This is a genomic window from Streptomyces olindensis (genome assembly GCF_040645895.1).
GTDB lineage: Bacteria > Actinomycetota > Actinomycetes > Streptomycetales > Streptomycetaceae > Streptomyces > Streptomyces olindensis.
This window is the reverse complement of record NZ_JBEYZD010000022.1, coordinates 100141-127078: the sequence shown is the minus strand read 5'-3', so window position 1 is coordinate 127078 and position 26938 is coordinate 100141. Positions and strand designations below refer to the sequence as shown.

General features: G+C 70.7%; 27 protein-coding genes and 1 rRNA gene. 10 read left to right on the top strand and 18 right to left on the bottom strand.

Annotated elements, in window-relative coordinates:
- Positions 1 to 95, top strand: a 5S ribosomal RNA gene (gene rrf / locus ABZ948_RS17015); the annotation flags it as partial.
- Between the two features lie 46 nt (positions 96 to 141).
- Here the strand turns inward: rrf and ABZ948_RS17010 are convergent.
- Genes ABZ948_RS17010 through ABZ948_RS16995 form a run of 4 tightly spaced genes read right to left on the bottom strand, consistent with a single transcriptional unit; the run spans position 142 to position 3781 of the window.
- Complete coding sequence (locus tag ABZ948_RS17010; protein ID WP_359760255.1) at positions 142 to 810, bottom strand: response regulator; 669 nt, start codon at positions 808 to 810, stop codon at positions 142 to 144.
- The gene (locus tag ABZ948_RS17005; RefSeq protein WP_359760253.1) at positions 807 to 2051 is read right to left on the bottom strand and encodes a sensor histidine kinase; all 1245 of its coding nucleotides are present in this window, start codon (positions 2049 to 2051) and stop codon (positions 807 to 809) included. Before ABZ948_RS17005 ends, ABZ948_RS17010 begins: the two co-directional genes overlap by 4 nt.
- A gap of 24 nt (positions 2052 to 2075) precedes the next feature.
- Entirely contained in the window at positions 2076 to 2864 is a 789-nt protein-coding gene (locus ABZ948_RS17000) for an ABC transporter permease (protein ID WP_359760251.1), read from the bottom strand.
- The gene (locus ABZ948_RS16995) at positions 2861 to 3781 is read right to left on the bottom strand and encodes an ABC transporter ATP-binding protein (RefSeq protein WP_359760249.1); all 921 of its coding nucleotides are present in this window, start codon (positions 3779 to 3781) and stop codon (positions 2861 to 2863) included. Before ABZ948_RS16995 ends, ABZ948_RS17000 begins: the two co-directional genes overlap by 4 nt.
- A gap of 93 nt (positions 3782 to 3874) precedes the next feature.
- On the opposite strand from ABZ948_RS16995, the gene ABZ948_RS16990 reads away from it, so the two are divergent.
- Positions 3875 to 4417: a GNAT family N-acetyltransferase gene (locus ABZ948_RS16990; protein WP_359760247.1), complete on the top strand. Its 543-nt coding sequence runs from the start codon at positions 3875 to 3877 to the stop codon at positions 4415 to 4417.
- A 57-nt stretch (positions 4418 to 4474) separates the two neighbouring features.
- Here the strand turns inward: ABZ948_RS16990 and ABZ948_RS16985 are convergent, their stop codons facing one another.
- From ABZ948_RS16985 to ABZ948_RS16950, 8 genes are all read right to left on the bottom strand, one after another.
- On the bottom strand, positions 4475 to 6268 hold the full coding sequence (locus ABZ948_RS16985) for a type IV secretory system conjugative DNA transfer family protein (RefSeq protein ID WP_359760246.1): 1794 nt from the start codon (positions 6266 to 6268) through the stop codon (positions 4475 to 4477).
- 21 nt (positions 6269 to 6289) lie between these two features.
- A complete protein-coding gene (locus tag ABZ948_RS16980; RefSeq protein ID WP_359760244.1) occupies positions 6290 to 7702 on the bottom strand; it encodes an ATP-binding protein in 1413 nt (470 codons plus the stop codon).
- A gap of 6 nt (positions 7703 to 7708) precedes the next feature.
- Positions 7709 to 9265 carry an SCO6880 family protein gene (locus ABZ948_RS16975; RefSeq protein ID WP_359760242.1) on the bottom strand — a complete coding sequence of 519 codons (1557 nt, stop codon included), beginning with the start codon at positions 9263 to 9265 and terminating at the stop codon, positions 7709 to 7711.
- Positions 9262 to 10596 carry a hypothetical protein gene (locus tag ABZ948_RS16970; RefSeq protein WP_359760240.1) on the bottom strand — a complete coding sequence of 445 codons (1335 nt, stop codon included), beginning with the start codon at positions 10594 to 10596 and terminating at the stop codon, positions 9262 to 9264. Before ABZ948_RS16970 ends, ABZ948_RS16975 begins: the two co-directional genes overlap by 4 nt.
- The gene (locus ABZ948_RS16965) at positions 10586 to 11416 is read right to left on the bottom strand and encodes a DUF8175 domain-containg protein (protein WP_359760238.1); all 831 of its coding nucleotides are present in this window, start codon (positions 11414 to 11416) and stop codon (positions 10586 to 10588) included. The genes ABZ948_RS16970 and ABZ948_RS16965 overlap by 11 nt, the downstream gene beginning before the upstream one ends.
- A gap of 189 nt (positions 11417 to 11605) precedes the next feature.
- Complete coding sequence (locus ABZ948_RS16960; RefSeq protein WP_004000049.1) at positions 11606 to 11914, bottom strand: DUF8827 family protein; 309 nt, start codon at positions 11912 to 11914, stop codon at positions 11606 to 11608.
- A gap of 478 nt (positions 11915 to 12392) precedes the next feature.
- A complete protein-coding gene (locus ABZ948_RS16955) occupies positions 12393 to 13685 on the bottom strand; it encodes a S53 family peptidase (RefSeq protein ID WP_359760236.1) in 1293 nt (430 codons plus the stop codon).
- Between the two features lie 250 nt (positions 13686 to 13935).
- Positions 13936 to 14529: a TetR/AcrR family transcriptional regulator gene (locus tag ABZ948_RS16950; protein WP_359760234.1), complete on the bottom strand. Its 594-nt coding sequence runs from the start codon at positions 14527 to 14529 to the stop codon at positions 13936 to 13938.
- 115 nt (positions 14530 to 14644) lie between these two features.
- Here ABZ948_RS16950 and ABZ948_RS16945 point away from each other — a divergent pair, with 115 nt between their 5' ends.
- The 4 genes from ABZ948_RS16945 (at position 14645) to ABZ948_RS16930 (ending at position 18517) form a co-directional block, all read left to right on the top strand.
- Positions 14645 to 15577: an oxidoreductase gene (locus ABZ948_RS16945; RefSeq protein WP_359760232.1), complete on the top strand. Its 933-nt coding sequence runs from the start codon at positions 14645 to 14647 to the stop codon at positions 15575 to 15577.
- Positions 15578 to 15612: 35 nt separating this feature from the next.
- A complete protein-coding gene (locus ABZ948_RS16940) occupies positions 15613 to 16338 on the top strand; it encodes a trypsin-like peptidase domain-containing protein (protein ID WP_359760230.1) in 726 nt (241 codons plus the stop codon).
- A gap of 281 nt (positions 16339 to 16619) precedes the next feature.
- On the top strand, positions 16620 to 17564 hold the full coding sequence (locus tag ABZ948_RS16935) for a bifunctional lytic transglycosylase/C40 family peptidase (RefSeq protein ID WP_389620476.1): 945 nt from the start codon (positions 16620 to 16622) through the stop codon (positions 17562 to 17564).
- Positions 17565 to 17809: 245 nt separating this feature from the next.
- Entirely contained in the window at positions 17810 to 18517 is a 708-nt protein-coding gene (locus ABZ948_RS16930; protein WP_359760226.1) for a phosphatase PAP2 family protein, read from the top strand.
- A gap of 14 nt (positions 18518 to 18531) precedes the next feature.
- Here the strand turns inward: ABZ948_RS16930 and ABZ948_RS16925 are convergent, their stop codons facing one another.
- Together ABZ948_RS16925 and ABZ948_RS16920 are read right to left on the bottom strand one after the other, a co-directional pair.
- Positions 18532 to 20076, bottom strand: a complete 1545-nt coding sequence (locus tag ABZ948_RS16925) for an FAD-binding oxidoreductase (protein WP_359760224.1) — start codon at positions 20074 to 20076, stop codon at positions 18532 to 18534.
- 70 nt (positions 20077 to 20146) lie between these two features.
- The gene (locus ABZ948_RS16920; RefSeq protein ID WP_359760222.1) at positions 20147 to 20338 is read right to left on the bottom strand and encodes a hypothetical protein; all 192 of its coding nucleotides are present in this window, start codon (positions 20336 to 20338) and stop codon (positions 20147 to 20149) included.
- 120 nt (positions 20339 to 20458) lie between these two features.
- On the opposite strand from ABZ948_RS16920, the gene ABZ948_RS16915 reads away from it, so the two are divergent.
- Positions 20459 to 21310, top strand: coding sequence for an SCO4651 family lipoprotein (locus ABZ948_RS16915; protein WP_359760220.1), 852 nt, complete (start codon positions 20459 to 20461; stop codon positions 21308 to 21310).
- Between the two features lie 91 nt (positions 21311 to 21401).
- A complete protein-coding gene (locus tag ABZ948_RS16910) occupies positions 21402 to 21569 on the top strand; it encodes a hypothetical protein (RefSeq protein ID WP_356616644.1) in 168 nt (55 codons plus the stop codon).
- 13 nt (positions 21570 to 21582) lie between these two features.
- Here ABZ948_RS16910 and ABZ948_RS16905 read toward each other — a convergent pair whose 3' ends face one another.
- On the bottom strand, positions 21583 to 21981 hold the full coding sequence (locus ABZ948_RS16905; RefSeq protein ID WP_359760218.1) for a metal-sensitive transcriptional regulator: 399 nt from the start codon (positions 21979 to 21981) through the stop codon (positions 21583 to 21585).
- A gap of 246 nt (positions 21982 to 22227) precedes the next feature.
- Between ABZ948_RS16905 and ABZ948_RS16900 the strand changes: the two genes are divergently transcribed.
- Positions 22228 to 22848 carry a DUF47 domain-containing protein gene (locus tag ABZ948_RS16900; RefSeq protein ID WP_020269925.1) on the top strand — a complete coding sequence of 207 codons (621 nt, stop codon included), beginning with the start codon at positions 22228 to 22230 and terminating at the stop codon, positions 22846 to 22848.
- A 7-nt stretch (positions 22849 to 22855) separates the two neighbouring features.
- Positions 22856 to 23854 (top strand): inorganic phosphate transporter, encoded by a 999-nt coding sequence (locus ABZ948_RS16895; protein ID WP_359760216.1) that lies wholly within the window; start codon positions 22856 to 22858, stop codon positions 23852 to 23854.
- 114 nt (positions 23855 to 23968) lie between these two features.
- Here the strand turns inward: ABZ948_RS16895 and pstB are convergent, their stop codons facing one another.
- Genes pstB through pstC form a run of 3 tightly spaced genes read right to left on the bottom strand, consistent with a single transcriptional unit; the run spans position 23969 to position 26845 of the window.
- Complete coding sequence (gene pstB, locus ABZ948_RS16890; RefSeq protein ID WP_359760214.1) at positions 23969 to 24745, bottom strand: phosphate ABC transporter ATP-binding protein PstB; 777 nt, start codon at positions 24743 to 24745, stop codon at positions 23969 to 23971.
- A gap of 40 nt (positions 24746 to 24785) precedes the next feature.
- Entirely contained in the window at positions 24786 to 25847 is a 1062-nt protein-coding gene (pstA, locus tag ABZ948_RS16885; protein ID WP_359760212.1) for a phosphate ABC transporter permease PstA, read from the bottom strand.
- Complete coding sequence (pstC, locus tag ABZ948_RS16880; RefSeq protein WP_359760210.1) at positions 25844 to 26845, bottom strand: phosphate ABC transporter permease subunit PstC; 1002 nt, start codon at positions 26843 to 26845, stop codon at positions 25844 to 25846. The genes pstA and pstC overlap by 4 nt, the downstream gene beginning before the upstream one ends.
- Between the last annotated feature and the right edge of the window lie 93 nt (positions 26846 to 26938).

Sequence of the window (26938 nt, the reverse complement as noted above, 5' to 3'; positions counted from 1 at the left end):
AAACGCCCGGTTACATTCCGAACCCGGAAGCTAAGCCTTACAGCGCCGATGGTACTGCAGGGGGGACCCTGTGGGAGAGTAGGACGCCGCCGAACAAATATTGAAAAGGCCCACACCTTACGGTGTGGGCCTTTTTGTGTTTCAGGACGGTTGGACCAGTTTCGTGTCGTAGGCCAGGATGACCGCCTGAATGCGGTCGCGAGAGCCGGTTTTCGCGAGGACACGGCCCACATGAGTCTTCACCGTCGACTCGGCCAGGTGGAGGCGCGTGGCTATCTCCGTGTTCGTCCAACCCTTGCCGATGACCGTCAGGATTTCGCGCTCCCGGTCGGTGAGGGAAGCGAGGCGCGGGTCCTCCTGGGGCGTCTCCCCTGCAGAATCGGTCGGCAGGTGGTGGACGTAGGCGTCGAGGAGGCGGCGGGTCAGGCTCGGGGCCACAACCGCGTCCCCCGTGGCGACCGCGCGGATGCCGGCCAGGAGTTCCTCCGGCTGGGCGTCCTTGACCAGGAAGCCGGAAGCGCCCGCGCGGAGACCGGCGTAGGCGTACTCGTCCAGGTCGAAGGTGGTGACGATCAGGATGCGGGTGCGGTCGCCCGCGGCGGTGATGCGGCGGGTCGCCTCGATGCCGTCCAGGCCGGGCATGCGGATGTCCATGAGGACGACGTCGGGGTGGAGCTCGGCCGCCATGCGGACCGCTTCGCTGCCGTTCGCCGCCTCCCCCACGACCGTCATGTCGTCCTGGCTCTCCAGGAGCATGCGGGAGCCGAAGCGTTGCAGGGGCTGGTCGTCGGCGATGAGGACCGTGGTCACTGCGGGTTTTCCTCCGGGAGATGTAGGCGGACGCGCCAGCCCCGCTCCGGGTGAGGGCGAGGGCCGGCCTCAAGTGTGCCGCCGTACAGGGCCGTTCGCTCGCGCATTCCGGGCAGTCCGCGGCCGCCCGCGAGGCTCTGTGGGTGGCTGCCGTCGCCGGTGTCCGTGATCGTGACGGTGACCGCACCTCTCTCCTCGTAGGACAGCTCTATCTCGGTGGTCGTGTCGGGGCCGGCGTGTTTCAGGGTGTTGGTGAGGGCTTCCTGGATGACGCGGTAGACGGTGAGCTGACGGCCCGCGGGAAGGGTGGGGCGGCCGTGGGTGATGGTGTGGATGGTGAGGCCTGCGGAGCGGACGCCGTCGAGGAGCTGGTCGAGGTCCGTGAGACCGGGTTGCGGGGTCAGGTCCGCCTGCTGCTTCTCCTCCTCGCCGAGAACGTCGAGGAGGCGGCGGAGTTCGGTGAGGGCCTGGCGGCTCGTGGTGGCGATGGCGTCGAGGGCCTGGGCGGCGCGCTCCGGGGACTTCGCGGCCGCATAACGGCCGCCGTCGGCCAGGCCTGTGATGACGGAGAGGTTGTGGCCGATGATGTCGTGCATCTCGCGGGCGATGCGGGCGCGTTCGGCGGCCGTGGCGAGCCGGGCCTGCTGGTCGCGTTCCCGCTCCAGGCGGCGGGCGCGGTCCTCCAAGGCCTCGGTGTAGTTGCGGCGGGTGCGGACCGTGACACCGATCAGGGCGGCCACCGCGATGGACATCAGCTGGGAGCCGATCTGCTGGTCCCAGCTGCCCTCCCCGTGACGGGCGACGGACACCAGGACGGGGGCGATCACCACAGCCGTCGCCCACCACAGGTTGCGCAGGGCGCGGCGCAGGGCCAGGTGGTAGACGAGGACCAGTTGGAGCAGGGCGGCCTGGAGGGCGGCACCGGTCCAGGCGTTGACGAGGGCGAAGGGGACCATCACGGCGAGGGCGGCCCCCGGGTGGGTGCGGCGCCACAGGAGGGGGAGCGAGAAGCCGAGGCTCAGGGCGAGGAGGAGCCCGCCGGGGACGTCGAGGCTGTGGGCGTTGTGCTTCCAGGCGCCGCCCGCCCAGTCGATCAGGGCGGCCGTCACCCAGAAGCCGGCGAAGTGCAGGTCCCACAGCAGCGGGTGGCGGCGGTCGAAGGCGCGCACCCGGCGGGTGAGGCGGTGGGCGTACTCGGTGAGGGGCTCCGGCGCCCTGTCTTCCGTCGTCACGGGGTCCATGGTGAGGGTTCCCGGGGCCGGGTGTCAGACGTCCCGGCGGCGCAGCACCCACGCGGCCAGGGCCAGGGTCGCCGCCGTCCACAGGAGCATGGCGAGCAGGGCGCTCCCGGGGGAGGCCGCGCCGGGCATGGGCTGGGCGGTGGTGAGGGCCTCCAGGGCCTTGCCGGGGAAGTAGCGGACGGCGTTGTCGACGGCGTCGTAGGGGAGCATCGCCAGGACCTCCGGGAGGATCATGATCAGGCCGATGAAGGCGCCGATGGCCGTCGGGACCGAGCGGAGGAGGGCGCCGATGGCGAGGGCGAGGACGGCGAGGAGGGTGAGGCCGGCCGCGTTGCCCGCGAGGCCGCGCAGGACGCCCGGGTCGCCGAGGGAGGCGGACAGGTCGGTGCCGGTGAGGAAGGACTGGGCGAGGGGGAAGGTCAGGAGGTTCGTCGCCAGGGTGAGGGGGAGGACGATCGCGATCAGGACGGCGGCCTTGGACCAGAGGACGGGCAGGCGGCGTGGGACTGCGGTCATCGTGGCGCGGATCTGGCCGGTGGAGTACTCGCAGGCGGTGGCCAGGATGCCCAGCACGCCGAGGTTGATCGTGGCGAACTGGGTGCCGAGGAGGACGAACATGACGGTGTCCATGCCGCCTTCGCCGGAACCGTCGTAGGCGGCGCCGAGGCCCGCGCCCATCGCGGCGGTCAGGAGGCTGGTGACGGCGAGGTTGATCCAGGTGGAGCGCAGGGTCCGGAACTTGTGCCACTCGGAGCGCAGGACGCGGGCCGGGGTCACGCGGTAGGGGAGGGCCGCCGTGGTCGCCGTGGTCATGCCGCTGCTCCTTCCAGGGTCGCCGGGTACTCCACGGCGTCGCGGGTGAGGTCCATGAAGGCCTCCTCCAGGGAGGCGGCGTTGGGAGTCAGTTCGTACAGGGGGATGCCGTGGGCGGCTGCCGTGCGGCCGATGTGTTCGGCGTCCGTGCCGCGGACCTGGAGGGTGCCGGGGCCGTCGGTGGTGATGTCGACGCCGGGTGCGGTGAGGGCCCGTACGAGGTCGGAGGCGTGCGGGGTGACGACCTTCGTGGTGCCCGCGCCGGAGTCGCGGACGAACGCGGCGACCGTGGTGTCGGCCAGGAGGCGGCCCCGGCCGATGATGACCAGGTGCTCGGCGGTGAGGGCCATCTCGCTCATCAGGTGGGAGGAGACGAAGACCGTACGGCCCTCGGCGGCGAGGGACTTGAGCAGGTTGCGGATCCACAGGACGCCCTCCGGGTCGAGGCCGTTGACCGGCTCGTCGAGGATGAGGACCGCCGGGTCGCCGAGGAGGGCCGCGGCGATGCCGAGGCGCTGGCCCATGCCGAGGGAGAAGCCCTTGACACGGCGGTGGGCCACGTCGGTCAGGCCGGTGAGGGCGAGGACCTGCTCGACCCGTGCGCCGGGGATGCCGTGCGTGTGAGCGAGGGCGCGCAGGTGGTGGTAGGCCGTGCGGCCGGGGTGGACCGAGCGGGCCTCCAGCAGGGCGCCGACCTCGGTGAGGGGTGCCGGGTGGGTGGCGTAGGAGCGTCCGCCCACGGTCGCGTGGCCCCGGGTGGGGGCGTCGAGGCCGAGGAGCATGCGCATGGTCGTGGACTTGCCGGCGCCGTTCGGGCCGAGGAAGCCGGTGACCGTGCCGGGGCGGACCGTGAAGGACAGGTCCGTGACGACCGTCCGGTCGCCGTAGCGTTTGGTGAGTTCGTGTGCGGTCAGCATGCTTCGATGCTCGTGCGTGCGGGGGCGGCGGGCGTCGGACCGGCGGGGTAATCGGGGTGAGCCGTGTCGTACCCGGGTACTACCGTGGCCCGCATGAGCTATGTGATCCGGTCCGTCCGTGCCGAGGAGTGGCCCGCGGTGAGGGAGTTGCGGCTCGCGGCGCTGCGGGATCCGGTGGCGCACCTGGCCTTCCTGGAGACGTACGACCAGGCCGTGGCCAGGCCGGACTCGTACTGGCAGGAGCGGACGGCCAGGGCCGCCGAGGGGGCGGACCAGGCGCAGCAGATCATCGCCGAGGGGCCGGACGGGCGGTGGGTGGGGACGCTGACCGTGCTCGTGGAGGAGCCCGGGACGACCGACTGGGCCGGGTTTCCGGTGGAGCGGAAGCAGGGGCATGTGGTCGGCGTGTTCGTACGGCCCGAGGAGCGCGGGAGCGGGCTGACCGAGGTGATGTTCGACGCGGCCCTGGAGTGGTCGTGGGGGCGGGGGCTCGAGCGGGTACGGCTCATCGTGCACGAGGAGAACGGGCGGGCGCAGCGGTTCTACCGGCGGGTGGGGTTCCTGCCGAGCGGGGTGACGGTGCCGTTGGGGGACGCCGGGGAGCTGGAGTTGGAGTTCGTGCTCGAGCGGGAGTGAGGGGCGGGCGGCCGGGGGTGGCCGGGGGGCTGGGGCCGGACCGGCAGTTCGCTGGCGTTAGACCGGCAGTTCGTCGTGTGGCCAGCGGGCGCGGCCCTGTTCGCGGGACCGGAGCAGGGCCAGGGTCGGCATGCCCCGGTCCGCTCCGGTGGCCAGCAGCTCCGGGAGCTGGGGAAGCGGGGCCACGGCCGCGACGTCGTCCAGGACGAGCGTCAGTGGTGGGTCGAGGCGACCGGAGGATGACCGTTCGGCCATGCGCCGGCCGCGCTCGACCACGCTGGAGACGAGGGCCGTCAGGAAGGGCATCGCGCCCGGGCTGGTCCTGGGGTCCTCGATGGATTCACCCACCACATAAAGCGTGCCCCCTTCGTGGACGAAGGAATCCAAGGCGAGGGCATCACTTCGGTTGGGAGTGCACGCGTTTCGGATGTTGACCGTGGAGAGGGCCGCGAGGGCGCGGGTGGTCAGCTGCTGGGCCATGTCACGGCGTTCCGGGTGGGCCGTGAGGGCGCCTTCGAGTTCGCCCGCGGAGCCGGGGGCGGCCTTGGGGCTGGTGCGCAGGATGCGTACGGCGTCCTGGATCTGGGTGCCCTGGGACCAGCGGTGGACGTGGCGGATGGTGCGGCCGTCGACGGCGGCGGCGTGCAGGTAGCTCCGCAGGAGGGTGGTGGCTGTGTCGGTGACCGCCTGGTCGAGTTTGGCGGTGGGGCGTACGGGGGTGAGGAGGGCCGTGGCTCTCGCTGTCGCGGTTTCCCTGTCCTCGCAGCCGGTGGTGGGGGACCAGTGGAGGCGGGACGGGGTGTCGCAGAGGTGGGTGGGGTCGTAGAGGTGGGTGGGGCCGAGTTTGGCCCTGGCGTCCTTCGTCTCCTGCCAGAGGGTGGGGTTCGAGGTGACGACCAGGGCGGGGCCCTCCGCGTCGCGTACCGCCTGGGTGGCGGTGGTCTGGCGGGTTTCCCTTGGGGCTACGTGGATTTTTTCCCACCCACCCACCCGTTCCTGGCCGAACAGAGAAGCCGGGGTCGTGGGGATGGCCGCTGGGGGCGGGGACGGGGGTGGAGTCGCCGTCGGGTGCGGGGGGTTGGTGAGGGGGGCCGTCGGGTCCAGGGGGTGCGGCGGTTGGGGGGCCGTGGCGCGGCGGGGGGTGGGGACGTCGTGCTGCGCCGACGTGGGGGCTGTGGGCGGCTGTGGTGATGCGGGGGCGCCGTGCTGTGCTGCCGGCGGTGCCTCGTACTGCGCTGAGGGCGGCGCGCCGTGCTGTGCTGCCGGCGGTCCCCCGTGCTGTGGCGGTGTGTGTGCCTGGTGTGGTGCCGGCGTCGGTAGCTCGTGCTGTGGTGAGGTCGGAGCCCCGTGCGGTGCCAGGGTGCCGGGGTGGGGCTTCGTCGATGCCTCGTGTGGGACCGGGGCTTCCGTCTCGTACGGCGGCGTTCCGCTCGTACCCGGTGTCCTGGACGGCGGTCGTCCGGCTGTCGGCTTCTCCGCTCGGCGCCTTGCTCGGCCTGCTCGCCAGCGGGCCACCGTGCCGAGGACGAACACCGTGAGGACGAACAGGACCATCAGCTGGCCGATGAACAGGCCCCAGAACAGGCCGTAGCCGGAGAGTTGGCCGGGGGGTGTGTCGGGCCAGGCGCCGGGGATGTCGTGGGGCTCGGCGATGAGGCCGCGCATGGCGAGGGGGGTGCGGGTGAAGGTGACGCCGGACGGCCAGGCGCCGTGGGCGAACCAGGCGGCGAGGCCGGTGGCCGTCCACACCAGCAGGGTCATGCCGAGGAGGAACGCGAGTATGCCGACCAGCAGGCCGTCGGGGATGCCTCCCTGGCCGTCCCGCTGGGTGCGGCGGTCGTCCGGTCTCACGCGTTCCTCCCCTGCGTACGCCTACGCCACCGTCGATTCGGAGTCGCCCAGGTGGTGTTCCACGAAGGCCGCCGCCCGTTCCTCCGCTTCGAGTTCGGCGGCGCGCAGGGCGTCGTCGTCCGTGAGGTCGGCGGAGGACTCGGTCATCGCGCGGTCGGTGAAGACCAGCGGGCGTTCGGTCTCCGTGACCAGGTGTTTGACGACCTGGACGTTGCCGTTGACGTCCCAGACGGCGATGCCGGGGGTGAGGGTCGGGATGATCTCGACCGCCCAGCGGGGCAGGCCCAGGACCCGGCCGGTCGCCCTCGCCTCGTCGGCTTTCTGGGCGTAGATCGTCCTGGTCGAGGCCATCTTCAGGATCGCCGCGGCTTCCTTCGCGGCCGCGCCGTCGACGACGTCGGAGAGGTGGTGGACGACCGCGACGAAGGACAGGCCGAGCCGTCGGCCGAACTTCAGCAGGCGCTGGAACAGCTGGGCCACGAAGGGGCTGTTGATGATGTGCCAGGCCTCCTCGACCAGGAAGATGCGCTTCTTCCGGTCGGGGCGGATCCAGGTGTGCTCCAGCCAGACGCCGACGATCGCCATGAGGATGGGCATGGCGATGGAGTTGCGGTCGATGTGGGACAGGTCGAAGACGATGAGCGGGGCGTCCAGGTCGATGCCGACCGTGGTCGGGCCGTCGAACATGCCGCGCAGGTCACCGTCGACGAGGCGGTCCAGGACCAGGGCGACGTCGAGGCCCCAGGCCCGTACGTCGTCTATGGCGACGTTCATCGCCTCGGCCGACTCGGGTTCGGGGTGGCGCAGCCGCTCGACGATGTCGGAGAGGACCGGCTGGCGGTCGACGATGGTCTCGTTGACGTAGGCGTGGGCGACCTTGAGGGCGAAGCCGGAGCGTTCGTCCAGGCCGTGGCCCATCGCGACCTCGATGATCGTGCGGAGCAGCGCGAGCTGGCCCGTCGTCGTGATCGCGGGGTCGAGGGGGTTGAGGCGGATGCCGTGGTCCAAGGCGGCCATCGGGTCCAGGCGGATGGGAGTTATCCCCAGCTCCTGCGCGACGAGGTTCCACTCGCCGACGCCGTCCTCGCCCTGGGCGTCCAGGACGACGACCTGGCGGTCCTTGAAGCGGAGCTGGCGCAGGACGTACGTCTTCTCCAGCGCCGACTTGCCGTTGCCGGACTCGCCGAGGACCAGCCAGTGGGGGGCGGGGAGCTGCTGGCCGTACAGCTGGAAGGGGTCGTAGATGTAGCCCTTTCCGGAGTACACCTCGCGGCCGATGATGACGCCGGAGTCGCCGAGGCCCGGGGCGGCGGTCGGGAGGTAGACCGCCTGGGCCTGGCCCGTGGACGTGCGCACCGGGAGCCGGGTCGTCTCGACCTTCCCGAAGAGGAAGGACGTGAAGGCCTCGGTGAGGACGGACAGCGGATCCCGCATCAGGTCCTACCTCCGAATGCCGGTGGCGAAGGGAAGGGTGTTCACGAAGGCGCGGTGGTGCTCGCGGTCGCACCATTCCAGCTTGAGGTACGACTTTCCGGCCGAGGCCCTTATCGTGCGCTTGTCGCGGGCGAGGGCGTCGGGGGAGCGGGAGCTGACGGTGATGTAGCCGACGAGGTTGACGCCGGCGGCGCCGCTGGCGAGGTCCTCGCCGCGCTGGTCGAGCCGGGAGTTGGCCGCCACGTCACGCGGGTCGACGGTGCGGTTCATCTTGGCGGCGCGGGACGCCTCGGCCTCGTCGTTGGTCTTCTCCGTGAGCATGCGCTCGATGGCGACCTCGGTGGGTTCGAGATCCATGGTGACGGCGACCGTGCGGATGACGTCCGGGGTGTGGACGAGCAGCGGGGCGAGGAAGTTGACGCCGACCGGGGTCATCGGCCACTCCTTCACCCAGGCGGTGGCGTGGCACCAGGGGGCGCGGGTGGAGGACTCGCGGGTCTTGGCCTGGAGGTAGGTGGGCTCCATGGCGTCGAGCTCGGCCGGCCAGGCATTACGTTTCGTCATCGCCTGGATGTGGTCGATCGGGTGGTCCGGGTCGTACATGGAGTGGATCAGCGAGGACAGCCGGCTCTGGCCGAGGGGCTGGCGGACGCGGATGTCGGCCTCCTGGAGGCGCGAGCAGATGTCGGTGAGCTCGCGGGCCATGACGACGGCGAGTCCGGCGTCCCGGTCGACCTTGCCGCCGTGGGCGCGGGCGGCCCGGGCCATGGCGTTCGCCTCGGCGGCGAGGTCGCGCGTGTAGTGCATGCAGGCGACGAGGTAGGCGCGGTGCTGCTCGCTGCTGGTGGACACCATCGACTGGAGCTGGTCGTAGGACTGCTGGAGCCACGGCGGTGCCTTGTCGTCGCCGCGGACGGCGACGTCCTTGGCGTGGGCGTCCGGGTCGGCGGGGAGGGTGCGGGCGAGCATCTGCAGGCGGGTGACGAAGCCGTCGCCGTTGGCCACGTGCTTGAGCAGCGTGCCGAAGCGGTCGACCAGGGCCTCCTGGTCCTCGCTGTCGCGCAGGCCGACGCCGGGGCCCTCGATCTCGATGGCGGCGGTGACGGTCTTGCGGTCGGCGTGCAGCAGGACGGCGATCTCGTCCGGGCCGAAGGGGGCGGACAGCCAGGTGATGCGGCCGATGCCGGGGGGCGGGCCGATCTCGACCTCGCGGCCGTCGAGGCGGGTGCCGGCCTCGACGGCGGTGGAGCGGTAGGTGGTGCCCTGTTTGAGGGTGCGCTTGTAGCTGCGGTTGATCTCGAACCACTTGTAGAACGTGCGGTGCTTGTACGGCACGTACACCGCGGCCAGCGCCAGCATCGGGAACCCGGCGAGCAGCACGATGCGCAGGGACAGCACGGGGACGAGGAGCCCGCACATCATGCCGAGGAACGCGCCGACGACGATCAGGGCGATCTCGCCGGTCTCGCGGTTGCGGCCGATGATCGCGTTCGGCCGGGCTCGGCCGATCAGATACGTACGGCGGGGCGTGACCGGATGGGACACGTGGGACTCGGTCGTCAACGCCCTTCACCTCCCGTGCGGTTGGTACTGCTGTTGCGGGTGTTGCTGGCGTGGGGCGTGTTGACGGGGCTGCTCGAACGGGGGGCGGGTGCGGCGGAGGGGACAGATCCGCCGCCGCCGTTCGAGGGGCGCGTGCTGTGCGCGGCGACTCCGCCGGAGGCGGGGTTGCTGGGGCGGGGGGCGGAGGACTGGCTGCCTCCGCCGTTGTTGTCGGCGCGGGAGCTGTGGGTTTTGATGCCCTGCGCGACCAGGGACGCCGGGGAGCTGATGACGGCCGCGGCCTTGCCCTCGGCGCCCCGCATGATGCGGTTGTTGCGGGAGCCGGCGATCTCGTCGCCGAAGCCGGGGACGAAGCGGTAGATCATCGCGCTGGCGAAGATGGCGAGCAGGATGATGGCGAGGCCGGAGACGACGGCGGAGAAGGCGTCGGGGCCGTCGTCGGCGGAGAGCGCGCCGGCGAGGCCGAGGACGATCACGATCACCGGCTTCACGAGGATGACGGCGATCATGATGCCCGCCCAGCGGCGGACGTGGCCCCACAGGTTCTTGTCGACGAGGCCGGCGTAGACGACGGTGCCGAGGAGGGCGCCGACGTAGAGCAGGGCCGCGCGGATGACGAGCTCCAGCCAGAGGACGCCGGCGGCGAGGATGCTGACCAGGGAGACGACGATCAGCATGATGGGGCCGCCGCCGATGTCCTCGCCCTTCTTCAGGGCCTCGGAGAACGTGCCGAAGAAGGCGTCGGTCTGGTCGCCGGTGGCTTTGGCGAGGACCTCGGTGATGCCGTCGGTCGCCGATACGACGGTGTAGAGGATCAGCGGGGTGAAGGCGGAGGCGAGGACCGTGAGCCAGAGGAAGCCGATGGCTTCGGACAGGGCGGTGGTCAGGGGGACGCCGCGGACGGCTCGCTTGGCGACGGCCAGGAGCCAGAGCAGGAGCGTGAGGATCGTCGACGCGGCGAAGACGACGGCGTACTGCTGGAGGAACTTGGGGTTGGTGAAGTCGACGTTGGCGGTCTCCTTCACGGCGTCGCTGAGCTTGTCGACGGTCCAGGAGGCGGCGTCGGCACAGCCCTTGGCGAGGGAGGAGAGGGGGTCGAGGGTGGAGGTGGGGTCGAGGCGGGAGGTGCCGCCGCCACCTCCTCCGGAGCCGCCGCCTTCTTCGCAGTACTTTCGCGCCGGGGGCGCGATCAGCGAGCAATCGCCGGTCTCGCTCGGTGTCGGCGTTGGCGTCGGGGCTGCAAGGGCTCGAGTGGCGAACAGTACGACGGACGCCTGTGCGGCGGCCAGGGCGCCGACGACCTTGAGCACGCGGTGCGAGCTACCGGGCATACGTGAACCCTCCGTACTCCTCGACGGCCTTCGCCATCTCGTCGGCGCTGGAGGCCCTGTCATCACCGGGCACGGGTGCGGGACCGTCCTTCTGAGAGTGCGACACGATCTTCCAGTCGCCATTGGCCCACTCGAGTTGCATGGTGATGGTGAACCAACTGTTCGTGACAGGGGTCGTGGAGTCCTCACCTGCGAGGCCCAGGAGACCGCTGCACCAGACCTCGACGGTCGCGCTGTTCGCGGAGTACTCGGTGACCTTGGTGCCGATCGGGCTCGTACGGGACACGAACGTGAAGCCCGCAGGCGCTGAGCCGTCCTCGTTCAGGCCGATGTTCTTGTTGAACTGCGGTGAGTAGGCCTTGTCCAGTCTCGCCTCGAAGCCGGCCACCCGGGAGGGCGCGATGATGGCCTGCAGGATCGCGTCACGCTTGGCCTTGTCGAACATGTCGGCAGAGCCCAGCGAAACGGCATAGTTGGCCGCTGCGCTCTCCGCCCCCAGTTGGTCGTGGGCGAACCCCGACGGGATGCCACCGGTCTTCGACCGCACGGGCTGCTCTCCCGAAGGAGCCGTCGCCGCCGTCTCAGGTTTCCCCGCGCTGTCACTCGAGGACGCCGAGTCGCCGTCCCCCCGGTTCGCGAAGGCGATCGCTGCGATCAGGAGGACGACCACGCCGACCACCGTCACCAGGCTGCGGGACGAGGAGCGTGAGCCGCGGCGTGGGGTGCCGTAGGGGTCGGAGCCCGGGTCGGGGAGGCGGGTGCGGGTCTGGCCCGTGCCGCCGTAGCCGCCGTTGGGGTCACGCTCGTCACCGAGACTCATGCCGCGTACGCCCCCTCGACGTCGAACGGATACACGTACTCCTCGTACGACGGTAGCCGTGCTGGTTCCCGCGCGGGCGCGGTGTGGTGACTCGACATCAGGGAAACGCAACCTCAGCCGGTGGGCACGACGGGCGGGTGGGATGGAGGGCGAGCCGGGCGTGCCCGGCCGGGACGGATGGTGCCCGGCCTACACGGCCATGCCGTACACGATGGTGAAGAGCGTGCCGAGGGAGCCGATGATGAAGACTCCCGTGAGGCCGGCGATGATGAGGCCCTTGCCCTGTTCCGCGCTGAAGGTGTCGCGGAGCGCCGTGGCACCGATGCGCTGCTTGGCGGCGCCCCAGATGGCGATGCCGAGGCAGATCAGGATGGCCACCGCCATCACGACCTCGATCATCACCTTGGCCTCGTTGCCCAGGCTGCCGAAGGGGCCCCAGTCCGGAGCGATCCCGCCGATGATCGTGTTGATGTCTCCCTTATCGGCCGCAAAGAGCATGTAAGTCACCGCCCCTGTTGGGTAGTTCCGCACCCTCTGCGGTCGTGCAGAGGTCAGGCCTCATTCTCGCCGACAATGCCGCTGTCGTATGTCGACTTGGCGTCATTGATTGGCGGGTTTCGTACGAATACCTTGCCACCGTTCGGCGCCGGGCCCTAAGGGAGGCGACGGACGGTGTACGAAGGATCGTATGGTCACTCTGTGTATCACGGCAGGTCACGCCGGGCAATGAGGCCTGAGCGAAACCTGGGGTGCGGTTCCGTCGTTGTGCCCTTTTGCGATCTTTCTCACCTTTCCGTGCGGTTTCTGACGGCTGGTCGGGTGAGTGGTCGCGCCGGTGTTCTCCGGGTGAAGGCTACCCGGCACGGCGAACGGGCCGCGGCTGGGTTGCCGCGGCCCGTTCCTCCCCTGTCCGCCTCGGGCCCCCACGGCCCTCGGCGGTGTTCCTCGGTGACGGTCCGTCACGAGGTGGTGGGTGTCAGCCGGTGAAGGCGCCGAGCCCCTGGGGGGTGCCCCAGCCGGTCGGGCCGTCGTAGCCCGTCCGGGCGGTGCAGAAGTAGCTGGTGGTGCAGGTTCCGTTGCTGCCGCTTGTGACGTCGTTCAGGGCGGAGGTGTTCGCGTAGGGGAACGCGGCCGGGTAGGAGCCGGCGGCCGGGGTGCCCGCGAGGGCGTAGACGCTCGCGATGATCGGGGCGGAGGCGCTGGTGCCGCCGTAGGTGGCCCAGCCCTGGCCGTCGGCGCCGTAGGTGTCGTAGACGGAGACGCCGGTCGCCGGGTCGGCGACGGCCGAGACGTCGGCGATCGTGCGCCGGGCGCAGCCGGTGTCGGTCTGCCAGGCCGGCTTGGTGTCGTAGGCGGAGCAGCCGGAGCCGGTGCCCTCGGTGCTGCTGGTCGACCAGACGCTCTCGGTCCAGCCGCGGGTGGTGGCCGAGGAGGCGGTGAGGCTGGTGCCGCCCACGGAGGTCACGTACTTCGACGCCGCCGGGTACTCGGCGCCGTAGCCCGCGTCGCCCGCGCTGACGGTGATGGCGACGCCGGGGTGGTTGAAGTAGGTGGAGTCGTACGTCGCGTCGGCGGAGGACTCGCCGCCGCCGTAGCTGTTGGAGACGTACTTGGCGCCCAGGCTGACGGCCTCGTTGACGGCCGTGCCGAGGTTGGTCATGGTGGCGGACTTGGCCTCGACGAGGGTGATGTGGCAGTTCGGGCAGACCGCGCTGGCCATGTCCAGGTCGAGGGAGATCTCGGCGGCCCAGCCGCTGTTGGGGGCGGGCAGGGAGGTGGTGGAGCCGGTCTGGTCGACCTTCTTGAAGCAGCCGTTCGCGGTGGTGCAGGCGGGCAGGCCGTAGTGCGAGCGGTAGGCGGCGAGGTCCGACTCGGCGTTCGGGTCGTCGTAGGCGTCGACGATGGCGATGGTCCGGCCGGCTCCGTTGCTCGCGGAGGCGGAGGTCAGGCCGTAGGCGGCGCGCAGGTCGGCGGGGCCGTAGCCGGAGGGGCTGGTGGCGTCGGCGGCCTTGGCGGAGATGCCGTGCTGCTGCTGGAAGGCGGTGCGGCCGCCCGTGACGCGCAGGGCGTTGCAGGCCATCTCGCCCGTGTTGCGGGGGAGGGCGCAGGAGCGGGTCCAGGTGACCTGGGGGGTGCTCGCCCGGGCGGTGTCCGCGTGGGCGGCGGTGGCGAGGCCGGTGAGGAGGAGGGCGGCGGTGGCGGTGGCGGCGGAGCCGATGCGGCGCCATCTGCGGCGGCCGGCGGCGGAGTCGGTGCGTGTCGTGCGCAAGGTACAGCCTCCTGGCAGTGGTGGACAGAGGCCTGCGGGTGGGGATCCGCCGGTGTGGTTCCCGGCGGGGGCGGCGACCCGCGACGACGATCGCTTGTTGGGTACGTGACAACAAGACGGGTTTCGGAATCCTGACTTCCGCCTTACTGAAAGGGGTACGGCGCATACCGGACGATGACGGGCCGATGGCCGGCGAATGGCCGTGGCTTGACCCGGGGGGCCGGAGCGGCTCGGCCCAAGGGGCCCGGATTCAGCGGGGCTTGAGGCCGTGCAGGAGGAGGTGGACCAGTTCGTCGATGCCGTCGAGGGCCGTTCCGGGGGCGAGCATGCCGCCCGCCGCGAAGGAGGCGATGCCCTGGAGGGTGGCGCCGGTCAGCAGGGTGAGGTGACGCGGGTCGCCCGCGATGATCTCGCCGCGTTCCTGGGCGTCGGCGATGACCCGCTCGAGGGAGCCCACCGTCCGGTCGACGGCCGCCATCATCTGCTCCGAGGCGTCCGGCTCGTGCTTGCGGGCGTACATCAGCTCCAGCAGCTCGGCGTTGTCGATCGCGAAGGCGAGGTAGGCCCGGGCGAGGTTGGTGAGCCGCCGTTCCAGGGGCAGGGCGGGGTCGTCGGCGCCCTCCAGGGACTGGCCCAGCCGGTCGTACCCGGCCAGCGCGAGGGCGTTGAGCAGGGCCTGCTTGTCCTTGAAGTGGCGGCCGGGTGCCGCGTGGCTCACGCCCGCCTCGCGGGCCAGTTCGCGCAGCGAGAGCGCGGCCACCCCCTTCTCCCGCAGGGTGCGCTCGGCACCCGCGAGCAGGGTGGAGCGCAGGTCTCCGTGGTGGTAGGGGCGGCTCTCCGGCATGCGCACATCGTATCCCGATGTTGACGCCGTCAGCATTGTTGTCGTCGCCAGCATTGTTGACGCTGGCAGCATTGTTGTCATTGACAGCATTGTTGGCGGCGCCTACATTCGGTGCATGGCTGAGAAAACGGACAGCAAGAGCGGTGCGGCGTGGAGCGCGCGCCGCCTCCCCGACCTCACCGGGCGGACCGTCGTCGTCACCGGTGCCAACAGTGGCATCGGCCTCACGGCGACCGACGCGCTGGCCCGCGCCGGAGCGCACGTCGTCCTCGCCGTCCGGGACCCGGAGCGCGGGCGGGCCGCGGCGGCCACCGTGCGGGGCAGCACCGAGGTGCGCCGGCTGGACCTCGCGGACCTGTCCTCCGTACGGGCCTTCGCGGAGGCCTGGCGGGAGCCGCTGCACATCCTCGTCAACAACGCCGGCGTGATGATGCTGCCGAGGCAGCGCACCAAGGACGGCTTCGAGATGCAGTTCGGCACGAACCACCTCGGGCACTTCGCCCTGACGAACCTGCTGCTGCCGCACCTCACCGACCGCGTGGTCACCGTCTCCTCGGGCGCCCACCGCTGGGGCGGCGCGCGGATCGCCTTCGACGACCTGGACCTGGCGTCGCACTACACCCCGCAGCGCGCCTACGCCCAGTCCAAGCTGGCCAACCTCCTGTTCACCCTCGAACTCCAGCGCCGGCTGACGGAGTCGGGCTCGCCGGTCCGCGCCCTGGCCGCCCACCCCGGCTACGCGGCCACCAACCTCCAGAGCCACGCGGCCCACCCGGCGGCACGCGCCTTCATGCGCCTCGGCAACCGGTTCTTCGCCCAGGACGACCGGGCCGGCGCCCTGCCCACCCTCTACGCCGCCACCCAGGACCTGCCCGGCGCGAGCTACGTCGGCCCCGACGGCCTCGGCGAGCTGCGCGGCGCCCCCACCCTGGTGGGCCGTTCCCGCGCGGCCAGCGACCCGCTGACGGCCCGTCGGCTGTGGCGGGTGTCGGAGGAGCTGACGGGGACCTCCTTCCCGCTCGCGCGGGACGAACAGACCCGCGTCTGACGCTCCTCTCACCTTCGTCGGGCACAGTCGCTGCGATGAAGCGCGTCCTGTCCGTCGCCGTGCTCCTCGTCGCACTCGTCTCCGCGTCCACCGCGACCGCCGACGACGGGGCCGGGCCCTTCCGGGTGACCGTCGCCGCGGGGAACGCCCGGGTCGGCGTGCTCGTCCCCGCCGCGCGGGCGGGGCGGCCGGCCGGCGGGCACTTCTGCACGGCGTCGGTGGTGGCCGCGCCGCACCGGAACCTGGTCGTCACCGCGGCGCACTGCCTGGGCGGGGACGGGGCCCTGGTCTTCGTGCCGGGATACCGGGACGGCCGCGCGCCCTACGGGGTGTGGACGGTCGAGCGGCGGTACCTGCCCGCGGGGTGGGTCCACGGGCGGCACGAGGACAGCGATGTCGGGTTCCTCGTGGTCGCGCCGCATGACGGCAGAGAGGTCCAGGACGTCGTCGGCGGGAACGCGTTCACCACCGGTACGGCGACGGGGGCCACGGCGGTGACCGTCACCGGGTACCCCAACTCCCGCGAGACGCCCGTCAGCTGCACCGACAAGCCGGTCGCGCACAGTGCCACCCAGCAGCGCGTGGAGTGCCCCGGCTTCAGCGGCGGCACCAGCGGCAGCCCCTGGGTGAACGGCGACGGGCAGGTCGTCGGGGTCCTCGGCGGGCATGACGAGGGCGGTGCGACCCCGCGCGTCTCGTACAGCGTGGTGCTCGGCGCGGAGGCGGAGCGGCTGTACCGGGAGGCGGCGGGCGATCCGTGACGCCCCTGTGCGCCGCCCGCTCCGATTGTGCTCCCGTCGTGCCGCTCGCTCCGATTGTGCCCCCGTCGTGCCGCCGGCTCCGGTCGTGCCCCCGTCGTGCCGCCCGTGCCGTGGCCCGTTCCCCCTTCCGCCCCCGACTTCCCCGCCGTGATCATTCCGGAGCCCGGCGGCCGCCTCTACACTGACCAGGCGACGGACTGGCGGGCGGTGAGGGGCGGTTGACAGTGCGTAAGGCGTGGATCGTGGCGAGTGTTGCGATCAGCTCCGCCCTGGCCTTCGTGATGCTGCTCGTCGTCGGGGTCTACATCGTCGCCGGGAACCTGGTCAACGGCGTGGGCGGTGGGGCGAAATCGCTGGCCAAGGGGTCGGTGCCCGCCGCGTACGCGGCCCTCGTGCAGAAGTGGGGCAACCTCTGCCCCGCCATCAGCCCGGCCCTGCTGGCCGCCCAGCTCTACCAGGAGAGCGGCTTCAACCCCAAGGCCCAGAGCCACGCCGCCGCGCAGGGCATAGCGCAGTTCATCCCCGGCACCTGGGCCTCCCACGGCATCGACGGCGACGGCGACGGCGACCGCGATGTGTGGGACCCGAAGGACGCGATCCCCTCGGCCGCCTCCTACGACTGCGAACTCGCGTCGTACGTGAAGAAGGTCGGCGGGAATCTGACCGAAAACATGCTGGCCGCGTACAACGCGGGGGCGTACGCGGTGATCAAGTACGGGGGCGTGCCGCCGTACAACGAGACGCAGAACTACGTGAAGAGGATCACGACCCTCTCCAAGAGCTTCGCGGCGCCCGTCGGGCGGGTCGACCCCTCCGAGCAGGCCGCCGGAGCGATCGAGTACGCGCAGCGGAAGCTCGGCACGCCCTACCTGTGGGGTGGCACCGGCACCGCTGAGCAGGGCGGACGCTTCGACTGCTCGGGGCTGACCCAGGCCGCCTACGAGAGCGTGGGCATCAAGCTGCCGCGTGTCGCCAACGACCAGTACAACGCGGGGCCGCACCCCAGCCGGGACGAACTGCTCCCGGGCGACCTCGTGTTCTTCTCGGACGACCTCACCAATTCCCGAGCCATCCGGCATGTCGGCATTTATGTCGGAGGTGGGTACATGATCGACGCGCCTCGGACGGGCGCGGTCATCCGGTTCGACCCGATCGACACCCCCGACTACTTCGGGGCCACCCGAGTCACCGAAGATGGCGCGAAAGCACTGCCCACGACGGTGTGAACCGAGTGTGAACCCACCCCCTGAGCTGCGACGACGTGTCTCTCTTCGATAACGTCTGCGTGATCATTCGGTGGAGTGTGGAACGTATCAACGGGGACCATGCGTTCCTGGTGACGTAGCCGAGCAGACGTCACTGGGCACGTGTCACGCACGCGTGCAGCGGAAGCGGATCTACAACCACGGGGGTGGCAGGAGCGGCGCACGCACAGGTGCGCCGGGAGAGACGACGAAGGGGCCGCAGCACCATGGCTGGACTCGCCGAATCCGGGTCGAACCCCGACGTCGACCTGCTCTACGACATCAATGGCCTGGCCAAGGACGCACCGGCGTGGTTCGACCGCGTCATGGAGTACGTCGGTGAGTACGGGCTGCTGCTCGCCATCGTCCTGCTCGTCGTGTGGTGCTGGTGGTCGGTGCGGCGGCGCGGGGACGAGGACGCCGCGTCCACCGTCGCGGCGCTGATCTGGGCGCCGCTGGCGGCGGGCATCGCCGTGCTGGTGAACGTGCCGATACGGGGATTCGTGGAGCGGCCCCGGCCGTTCCTCGACCACCAGGGGCTCGAGGTGCTCGTCAAGGGCAAGACCGACTACTCCTTCGTCAGCGACCACGCGACGATCGTCATGGCGCTGGCGGTCGGCCTGTTCGTCGCCAACCGCAGGTTCGGGCTGATCGGGCTCGTGCTGGCGCTGTTCGGGGGCTTCATCCGCGTCTACATGGGCGTGCACTACCCGACGGACGTCGTGGGCGGCTTCGCGCTGGGTACGGCCGTGGCCCTGCTGCTGTCGCCGCCGGCCATGGCCCTGCTGACGCCGGTGACGACGGCGATCGAGCGGTCGCCGCGCGCGGGGTGGCTGATCCGGGCCCGGGGAAGAGGACCGGCCGATCGGGACTCGGTGATCCCCGGGGCCCGCAGTGAGCAGGCCGGCACGTCCGAGCGGGACCTCGCCGCGTAGCGCTGCGGCTCGCGTCAGAGGGCCTGCGGGTAGGTGAAGAAGCGCGTCGGGTCGTACTGGTTCTTCAGCTTCGCCAGGCGGGTCGCCGCGTCGCCGTAGTAGGCCTTGCGCCAGTCGGTCAGGGTGGGGTCCGTGTAGTTCTGGTAGGCCGCGCCCGAGGCGTGGGGCCGCATCGACCTGTGGGCGGCGGCCAGCCAGTCGCGGGCCGTGGCGCCGCTCGTGCCCGGGCGCCAGGAGGCGATGTACTGGGCCAGCATGCGGGAGCGGCGGTGCACGAACGCCGTGGAGGTCGGCGGGACGCGGTTGACCGCTCCGCCGAGGGCGGTGAACGCGATGCTGCCCGTGCCGCCGCGGACCGCGCCGATCTGGGCCAGCAGGGCGCGGATTCCGGCCGCGGACAGGGAGCGGTCGAAGAAGTCCGACGCCGCGGCGTACGTCTCGCGGCCCAGCGCGCCCTTCGGGGAGCGGCCCGGGGTCGAGCCGGGCAGGTGGCACTGGGCGTCCGTCGGGAACGAGGAGCAGCCCGCGTACACCTCCATCGACTCCTCGTACGAGCGGCGCTTGAGGGAGACGCTGCGGGCCGGGGCGCCGACGCGGTCGGCCAGGCGGTCGACGGCGTTCTTCAGTTCGCCGTAGGTGCCGAGGGAGAAGGCCGCGACCGACACGGTCGGGGTGCCGCCGGCGCTGCTCGCCACGTGCAGGGACGACCAGATCTCGTCGGGCTGTGAGGGACCCCACTCCTGCCAGGCCCTCACCACCGCGGCCGCCTTCGACCAGGGCCAGGACAGGTAGGCCGAGACGCCCTGCGGGGCCGGGTGGGTCTTGAAGTGCAGTTCCGTGACGACGCCGAAGTTGCCGTTGCCGGCGCCGCGCAGGGCCCAGAAGAGGTCCTGGTGCTCGCGGGCGTTCGCGGTGAGCTGCTTGCCGTCGGCGGTGATCAGGGTGGCCTGGGTGAGGCTGTCGCAGGTCAGGCCGTAGGCGCGGGAGACCACGCCGTGTCCGCCGCCGAGGGTGAGGCCGGAGATGCCGACGGTGGGGCAGGAGCCGGCGGGGATCGTGACGCCCTTCGCGGTCAGGGCGCGGTAGACGTCGATGAGTTTGGCGCCGGCGCCGATCACCGCGGTGCTGCCTGAGGCGCGGACGCGGTCGAGTTTCGAGACGTCGATGATCAGGCGCCCGTTGCCGGAGGACCAGCCGGCGTAGGAGTGGCCGCCGTTGCGGATCGCCACGCGCAGGGCGTGGCCGCGGGCGTAGGACAGGGCCGTGCGGATGTCGTCCGGGTGGGCCACGTAGGCGACGGCGGCGGGCTTCAGGTTGTCGAAGCGGGTGTTGTACAGCTGCCGGGCCGTCGGCCAACTGGTGTCGCCCGGGCGGACGAGGGGGCCGTCGAGGTCGCGGGCGAGGGCGGACCAGTCGGCGGCCGTGGTGCGTGTCCGCGTGGTCGTGGTGGTGGCCGTGGCCGTGGAGCGGGTGTCCGACTTCGTGCAGGCGGTGGTGAGGGGCGTGGCGGCCGCGGCGATGCCCGCCGTGCCGGCTGCGAGGAATGTACGCCGTTCCATGGGGCCTCCCGGTGGTTCCGTCTGGGGAGACGGGGTGGTGGGGCAACGGGTTCCACGCGATCCGGTGCCGCTAGGCGAGACCCTCGTGCCGCTCCGCGTCCGAGCGGGCCTGGCTTCGGGCCCGTCTCGCCGGGCCGCGCCAGCCGCATATGCAGCGGGCCATGCAGAAATGGCCCTTCTCCGTTGTCGTCGTGCGGTGTTCTGGGAGGTTGGGGGGAGGTTCCAGCCCGTCCTGCTGCGCCACGGCGACAACGTTACCCATCGCAGGTAAAGGGTGCGTAGGGCGGTGCCGGTGCGCTCGCGTGACGGGGGCACATACCCGTCGTTAACCGGAACAACAAGGGGGCCCGTGACGGACGTACCGGCTGGGGGTAGGCAGGCGATGACTGGGCGGCAGCGGGAGTGGCGGCACAGGCGGACGGGTGCGGCGCTCGCCGCGGCCGGGGCCGTGGCCGGCGCGGTACTGGGGGCGGGCGGGTGCTCCGGAGGAGACGCGGTCGCCGGGGACGCCCGCGGCGGGGACGCGGTCCTCGCGCTGCGCCGGGCCCCCGACCGGCTGGTGGACGCGGGGAGTTCGAAGGCCCGGACGTCGATGGAGATGGCCGCCGGCGGGACCCGGGTGACCATCCGGGGAGCGGGGGTCTACGACTACCGCAAGCGGCTCGGGCAGCTGAAGGTGCTGCTGCCGCAGGATCCGGCGGGGGCCGCCGAGCGCCGGCCCATCACCGAACTGCTCGCGCCCGGTGCCCTTTTCATGAAGAACCGGGGCGCCGGTGTGCCCCCGGACAAGTGGGTGCGGGTGGACACGCGGACCCTGTCCGACGGGAACCTCGTCACCGGCGGGGCCACCGACCCGTACGCCGCCGCCGAGGTGCTGCGCGGCACGCGGACGGCGACGTACCTGGGCAGGACGGAGGTCGCGGGCACCGGCGTGCGGCACTACCGGGGCACGGCCGACCTCGGCGACGCCGCCCGGCGCGCCTCCGACGGCAACGCGCAGTCGCTGGGCGCGGCGGCGAAAGGGTTCGCCACCGCCGAAGTGCCGTTCGACGCCTACCTCGACGACGAGGGGCGCGTCCGCAAGGTCCGCCACCGGTTCAGCTTCCTGAACGGGCAGCAGAAGAGCCCCGTCGCCGTCGCCTCGACCACTCTGCTCTACGATTTCGGGGCCTCGGTGCGCGTGCGGCTGCCGGACGACGGCGACATCTACGCGGGCAAGATCGCCGAGGAGTGACCGGCGCGAACTAGCCCGTCCGTGCCATGCGCGGTGTGTAGGCCGCTCCCTACTCTAGGAAGTCGGTAACGGCAGAGATGAGGTGATGCACGTGGCTCCGGTCGGCGGTACGGCAGTTCAGGACCACGTGGCCCTCGCCGAGATCGAGCTGTGCGGAGAGCTGATCATCGCGGCCTCGGCCGCCCAGGAGCGGCTCAGCCTGGAGAGCATCGACGAGGTGCTGAGAGTGGCCGAGGAACGGGACACCTCCGGGAGCTGAACCCGGGCCGGGCTCACGTCCGCAGCATGCGGGCGATCGCCTGGGTCGCCTCCTTCACCTTCGCGTCGATCTCGTCACCGCCCTTGAGGGCCGCGTCGGCGACGCAGTGGCGCAGATGCTCCTCCAGCAGCTGGAGGGCGAAGGACTGCAGGGCCTTGGTGGAGGCGGAGACCTGCGTGAGTATGTCGATGCAGTAGACGTCCTCGTCGACCATGCGCTGCAGGCCGCGGATCTGGCCCTCGATGCGGCGCAGGCGCTTGAGGTGTTCGTCCTTCTGCTTGTGGTACCCGTGCACACCGTGATCGTGATCGGTCATGACCTCGGCGGTGGGGGTGACTTCCGTGACGTCCGTGACGTTCGCGACATCCGTGCCGTCGGAGGGCGCTCCCGCGCCGGCCTTGGTGGTCGTCATCGCGTCCTCCTGGGCGGTGAGCCGACATATACCCCTGGTGGGTATATGGTACCGAACTTTACTGGGTATACGCCCCTTGGCCGATGGCGTACACAGTCGTGCGCAACGGCTGGATCCTGCCCCTGGACCGCCCCCGTGCTCATCACTGTGCCTGATGGGCGACACTGGTGGGCGGCCCGATAGCCGTGGCCGGATGATGCGCCTAGCATCAGCCTGACCGAAACCGAAGCACCCCGAGGACCCCACGTGCGCTTTCGTCTGACCCCCAGGGAGACGAGCTTCTACGACATGTTCGCCGCCTCCGCGGACAACATCGTCACGGGCTCGAAGCTCCTGATGGAACTGCTCGGGGCGGACGCTTCCGCCCGGGCCGAGATCGCAGAGCGTATGCGGGCAGCGGAACACGCAGGTGACGACGCCACGCACGCGATCTTCCACCAGCTGAACTCCTCGTTCATCACGCCGTTCGACCGCGAGGACATCTACTCCCTCGCCTCTTCCCTCGACGACATCATGGACTTCATGGAGGAGGCCGTCGACCTGGTCGTCCTCTACAACGTCGAGGAACTGCCCAAGGGCGTCGAGCAGCAGATCGAGGTCCTGGCGCGCGCCGCCGAACTGACGGCCGAGGCGATGCCGCACCTGCGCACCATGGAGAACCTCACCGAGTACTGGATCGAGGTCAACCGGCTGGAGAACCAGGCCGACCAGATCCACCGCAAGCTGCTGGCGCACCTCTTCAACGGCAAGTACGACGCCATCGAGGTCCTCAAGCTCAAGCAGATCGTGGACGTGCTGGAGGAAGCGGCGGACGCGTTCGAGCACGTGGCGAACACGGTGGAGACCATCGCCGTCAAGGAGTCCTGAGCCCTTCATGGACACCTTCGCTCTGGTCGTGACCATCGGGGTCGCGCTCTTCTTCACGTACACCAACGGTTTCCACGATTCGGCGAACGCCATCGCCACGTCCGTCTCGACGCGGGCGCTGACGCCGAAGGCCGCGCTGGCCATGGCCGCGGTGATGAACCTCGCCGGTGCCTTCATGGGCTCCGGGGTCGCCAAGACCGTCAGTGAGGGGCTGATCCAGACGCCCGTCGGCTCGAAGGGGATGGGGATCCTCTTCGCCGCGCTGGTGGGCGCGATCGTCTGGAACCTCATCACCTGGTACTTCGGGCTGCCCTCGTCCTCCTCGCACGCGCTGTTCGGCGGCATGGTGGGAGCGGCGCTGGCCGGCGGGACGACGGTCTACTGGCACGGGGTGCTGGAGAAGATCGTCATCCCCATGTTCATCTCCCCGGTCGTCGGTCTGCTGGCCGGCTACCTGGTGATGACCGCGATCATGTGGATATTCAGGAGGGCCAACCCTCACAAGGCCAAGCGCGGCTTCCGCATCGCGCAGACCGTCTCGGCCGCCGGCATGGCGCTGGGCCACGGTCTGCAGGACGCGCAGAAGACCATGGGCATCGTGGTCATGGCGCTCGTCATCGCGGACGTCGAGGACTACGGCGATCCGATCCCGGTCTGGGTGAAGATCGCCTGTGCGGTGATGCTGTCGCTGGGGACGTACGCCGGCGGCTGGCGGATCATGCGGACGCTGGGGCGGAAGATCATCGAGCTGGACCCGCCGCAGGGCTTCGCGGCCGAGACGACCGGCGCGTCGATCATGTTCACCACCGCGTTCCTGTTCAAGGCGCCGATCTCCACGACCCACGTCATCACCTCGGCGATCATGGGCGTGGGCGCGACCAAGCGCGTGAACGCCGTGCGGTGGGGCGTCGCCAAGAACATCATCCTGGGCTGGTTCATCACGATGCCGGCCGCCGCGCTGGTGGCCGCCGCGTCGTTCGGGATCGTGAACCTGGCGTTCCTGTAGGCGGTCGGAGCACGCGAAAAGGCCCGCCCCCGGGAGCCAGGGGCGGGCCCTTTTTCGGCCTCGCGGTGGCACCGCCATGCAGCACCGCGAGGAGTCTCGGCGGAGTCGGACCGGTCAGCCGAAGCGGCCGGAGATGTAGTCCTCCGTGGCCTGGACCGACGGGTTGGAGAAGATGCGCTCCGTGTCGTCGATCTCGATGAGCTTGCCGGGCTGGCCGACCGCCGCGAGGTTGAAGAACGCCGTGCGGTCGGAGACCCGCGCCGCCTGCTGCATGTTGTGCGTCACGATGACGATCGTGAAGCGCTCCTTCAGCTCGCCGATCAGGTCCTCGATCGCCAGGGTGGAGATCGGGTCCAGGGCCGAGCAGGGCTCGTCCATGAGCAGGACGTTCGGCTCCACCGCGATCGCCCGCGCGATGCACAGACGCTGCTGCTGACCACCCGACAGGCCCGAGCCGGGCTTGTTCAGGCGGTCCTTGACCTCGTTCCAGAGGTTGGCGCCCTTGAGCGAGCGCTCGACGACGTCCGCCAGCTCGCTCTTCTTGTAGTTGCCGTTCAGCCGCAGTCCCGCCGCCACGTTGTCGAAGATCGACATCGTGGGGAACGGGTTCGGCCGCTGGAACACCATGCCGACCTCGCGCCGCACCGACACCGGGTCGATGCTCGCGCCGTAGAGGTCCTCGTCGTCCAGCAGCACCTTGCCCTCGACCCGGCCGCCGGCCGTGACCTCGTGCATACGGTTCAGGGTGCGCAGGAACGTCGACTTGCCGCAGCCGGACGGGCCGATGAACGCCGTCACCGAGCGCGGCTCGACGGTCATCGAGATGTCCTCGATCGCCTTGTGGGAGCCGTAGTAGGCGGTCAGTCCGCTTACGTCGATTCGCTTGGCCATTACTACTTCACTTCCAGACTCATCAGTCGCTGTGGCCGCGTCAGCGACCGGTCTTCGGGGCCTTCCAGCGGGCGATGCCGCGGGCCACCAGGTTCAGGATCATCACGAAGGCGATCAGGGTGAGCGACGCCGCCCATGCGCGGTCGTACGCGGCACCGGAGCCCGCGCTGTTGGCCCACTGCTGGTAGATGTACAGCGGCAGCGAGGCCTGCGCCCCCTCGAAGGGGTTGGGGTTGATCAACGGGTTGCCCCACACCAGCAGCAGGACCGGGGCGGTCTCACCCGCGATGCGGGCGATCGCCAGCATGATGCCCGTGGTGATGCCGCCGATGGAGGTCGGCAGGACCACCTTCAGGATGGTGCGCCACTTCGGGACGCCGAGCGCCAGGGAGGCCTCGCGCAGCTCGTTCGGGACGAGCTTCAGCATCTCCTCCGTGGAGCGGACCACGACCGGCATCATCAGGATGGCCAGGGCCAGCGATCCGGCGAAGCCGAAGGGCTGCATCTCGAAGATCAGCATGAGGCTGAGGATGAACAGACCCGCGACGATCGACGGGATGCCGGTCATGACGTCGACGAAGAACGTGATGGCCTTGGAGAGCCGGCCCCGGCCGTACTCCACCAGGTAGATCGCGGTGAGGACGCCGATCGGCGCGGCGATCAGCGTGGCGAGACCGACCTGCTCCAGGGTGCCGAGGATGGCGTGGTAGATGCCGCCGCCCGGCTCGGTGTCGGCGACGACGCCCATGGAGTGCGTCAGGAAGTAGAGGTCGAGGACCTTCACGCCGCGCGCGACGGTCGACCACACCAGCGAGGCCAGCGGGACGATGGCGAGCAGGAAGGCGACCCAGACGAGGGAGGTCGCGATGCGGTCCTTGGCCTGCCGCTTGCCCTCGACGGCCGTGGCGATGCCGTACGTGCCGACGACGTAGAGGATCGCGGCGATCAGACCCCACTGGACGCGGCTGTGCAGGCCGGCGGCGAGGCCGATGCCGATCGCGACGGCGATCGAACCGGCGGCGATCCCGTAGGGGGCCCACTTGGGCAGGCGGGCGCCGCGCAGGGTGCTGGGGCCCTTCGGGGCGACGGTTGCGGTGCTCATGCGTTGGCCCCCGAGTACTCCTTGCGGCGGGCGATGATCGCGCGGGCCGCGCCGTTGACCAGCAGGGTGATGACGAACAGGACCAGACCGGAGGCGATCAGCGCGTCCTGGCCGAAGACACTGGCCTCACCGAACTTGCTGGCGATGTTCTGCGCGAACGTGCCGCCGCCCGGGTCGAGCAGGCTGGCCTGGATGTCGAAGGTCGGGGAGAGCACCGTGGCGACGGCCATGGTCTCGCCGAGGGCGCGGCCGAGGCCGAGCATCGAGGCGGAGATCACGCCGGAGCGGCCGAAGGGCAGCACCGCCATGCGGATCACTTCCCAGCGGGTGGCGCCGAGCGCCAGGGCCGCTTCCTCGTGCATCTGCGGGACCTGGCGGAAGACCTCGCGGCTCACGTTGGTGATGATCGGCAGGATCATGATCGCGAGCAGGATCCCGACGGTCAGCATCGAGCGGGCGGGTCCGCCCTCCCAGGAGAAGATGCCGGTCCAGCCGAGGTAGTCGTTCAGCCAGCCGAAGAGGCCGTTCATGTGCGGCACGAGGATCAGGGCGCCCCAGAGGCCGTACACGATGGACGGCACGGCGGCGAGCAGGTCGATCACGTAGGCGATCGGGCCGCTCAGCTTGCGCGGGGCGTAGTGCGTGAGGAACAGCGCGATGGACACGGCGATCGGGACCGCGATGACCATGGCGATGATCGAGGAGACCACCGTGCCGAAGGCCAGGACGGCGATGCCGAAGACCGGCGGGGTGGCGTTGGTGTCCCACTGGAACGTGGTGAGGAAGTTGCCCTCGTCCTTGCTGATGGCGAGGGAGGCGCGGTAGGTGAGGAAGGCCGCGATCGCGGCCATGATCACCAGCAGCAGGATGCCGGAGCCGCGGGAGAGACCGAGGAAGATCCGGTCTCCGGGCCGGGTGACCCCGCGCGCGACGCGCTTGTCGACGGCGGGCGGTGATGCGGGGGGAGGAGCGTCGGTTATCTGCGTTGATGTGTCCATCAGGTTCTCCGGTCTGCGGAGCCGTGCGCGGTCTGCGGCGGCTCTGCGGAGCCGTACGTGACGTACGGCCACTGGCGGCGGTGCACCGGACGG

Coding starts and splice junctions, on each gene's coding strand:
- ABZ948_RS17005 (WP_359760253.1), bottom strand. CDS start 2,051: ATGGACCCCGTGACGACGGAAGACAGGGCGCCGGAGCCCCTCACCGAG.
- ABZ948_RS17000 (WP_359760251.1), bottom strand. CDS start 2,864: ATGACCACGGCGACCACGGCGGCCCTCCCCTACCGCGTGACCCCGGCC.
- ABZ948_RS16995 (WP_359760249.1), bottom strand. CDS start 3,781: ATGCTGACCGCACACGAACTCACCAAACGCTACGGCGACCGGACGGTC.
- ABZ948_RS16990 (WP_359760247.1), top strand. CDS start 3,875: ATGAGCTATGTGATCCGGTCCGTCCGTGCCGAGGAGTGGCCCGCGGTG.
- ABZ948_RS16980 (WP_359760244.1), bottom strand. CDS start 7,702: ATGCGGGATCCGCTGTCCGTCCTCACCGAGGCCTTCACGTCCTTCCTC.
- ABZ948_RS16970 (WP_359760240.1), bottom strand. CDS start 10,596: ATGCCCGGTAGCTCGCACCGCGTGCTCAAGGTCGTCGGCGCCCTGGCC.
- ABZ948_RS16965 (WP_359760238.1), bottom strand. CDS start 11,416: ATGAGTCTCGGTGACGAGCGTGACCCCAACGGCGGCTACGGCGGCACG.
- ABZ948_RS16960 (WP_004000049.1), bottom strand. CDS start 11,914: ATGCTCTTTGCGGCCGATAAGGGAGACATCAACACGATCATCGGCGGG.
- ABZ948_RS16950 (WP_359760234.1), bottom strand. CDS start 14,529: ATGCCGGAGAGCCGCCCCTACCACCACGGAGACCTGCGCTCCACCCTG.
- ABZ948_RS16945 (WP_359760232.1), top strand. CDS start 14,645: ATGGCTGAGAAAACGGACAGCAAGAGCGGTGCGGCGTGGAGCGCGCGC.
- ABZ948_RS16940 (WP_359760230.1), top strand. CDS start 15,613: ATGAAGCGCGTCCTGTCCGTCGCCGTGCTCCTCGTCGCACTCGTCTCC.
- ABZ948_RS16935 (WP_389620476.1), top strand. CDS start 16,620: ATGCTGCTCGTCGTCGGGGTCTACATCGTCGCCGGGAACCTGGTCAAC.
- ABZ948_RS16930 (WP_359760226.1), top strand. CDS start 17,810: ATGGCTGGACTCGCCGAATCCGGGTCGAACCCCGACGTCGACCTGCTC.
- ABZ948_RS16925 (WP_359760224.1), bottom strand. CDS start 20,076: ATGGAACGGCGTACATTCCTCGCAGCCGGCACGGCGGGCATCGCCGCG.
- ABZ948_RS16920 (WP_359760222.1), bottom strand. CDS start 20,338: ATGGGTAACGTTGTCGCCGTGGCGCAGCAGGACGGGCTGGAACCTCCC.
- ABZ948_RS16915 (WP_359760220.1), top strand. CDS start 20,459: ATGACTGGGCGGCAGCGGGAGTGGCGGCACAGGCGGACGGGTGCGGCG.
- ABZ948_RS16905 (WP_359760218.1), bottom strand. CDS start 21,981: ATGACGACCACCAAGGCCGGCGCGGGAGCGCCCTCCGACGGCACGGAT.
- ABZ948_RS16895 (WP_359760216.1), top strand. CDS start 22,856: ATGGACACCTTCGCTCTGGTCGTGACCATCGGGGTCGCGCTCTTCTTC.
- pstB (WP_359760214.1), bottom strand. CDS start 24,745: ATGGCCAAGCGAATCGACGTAAGCGGACTGACCGCCTACTACGGCTCC.
- pstA (WP_359760212.1), bottom strand. CDS start 25,847: ATGAGCACCGCAACCGTCGCCCCGAAGGGCCCCAGCACCCTGCGCGGC.
- pstC (WP_359760210.1), bottom strand. CDS start 26,845: ATGGACACATCAACGCAGATAACCGACGCTCCTCCCCCCGCATCACCG.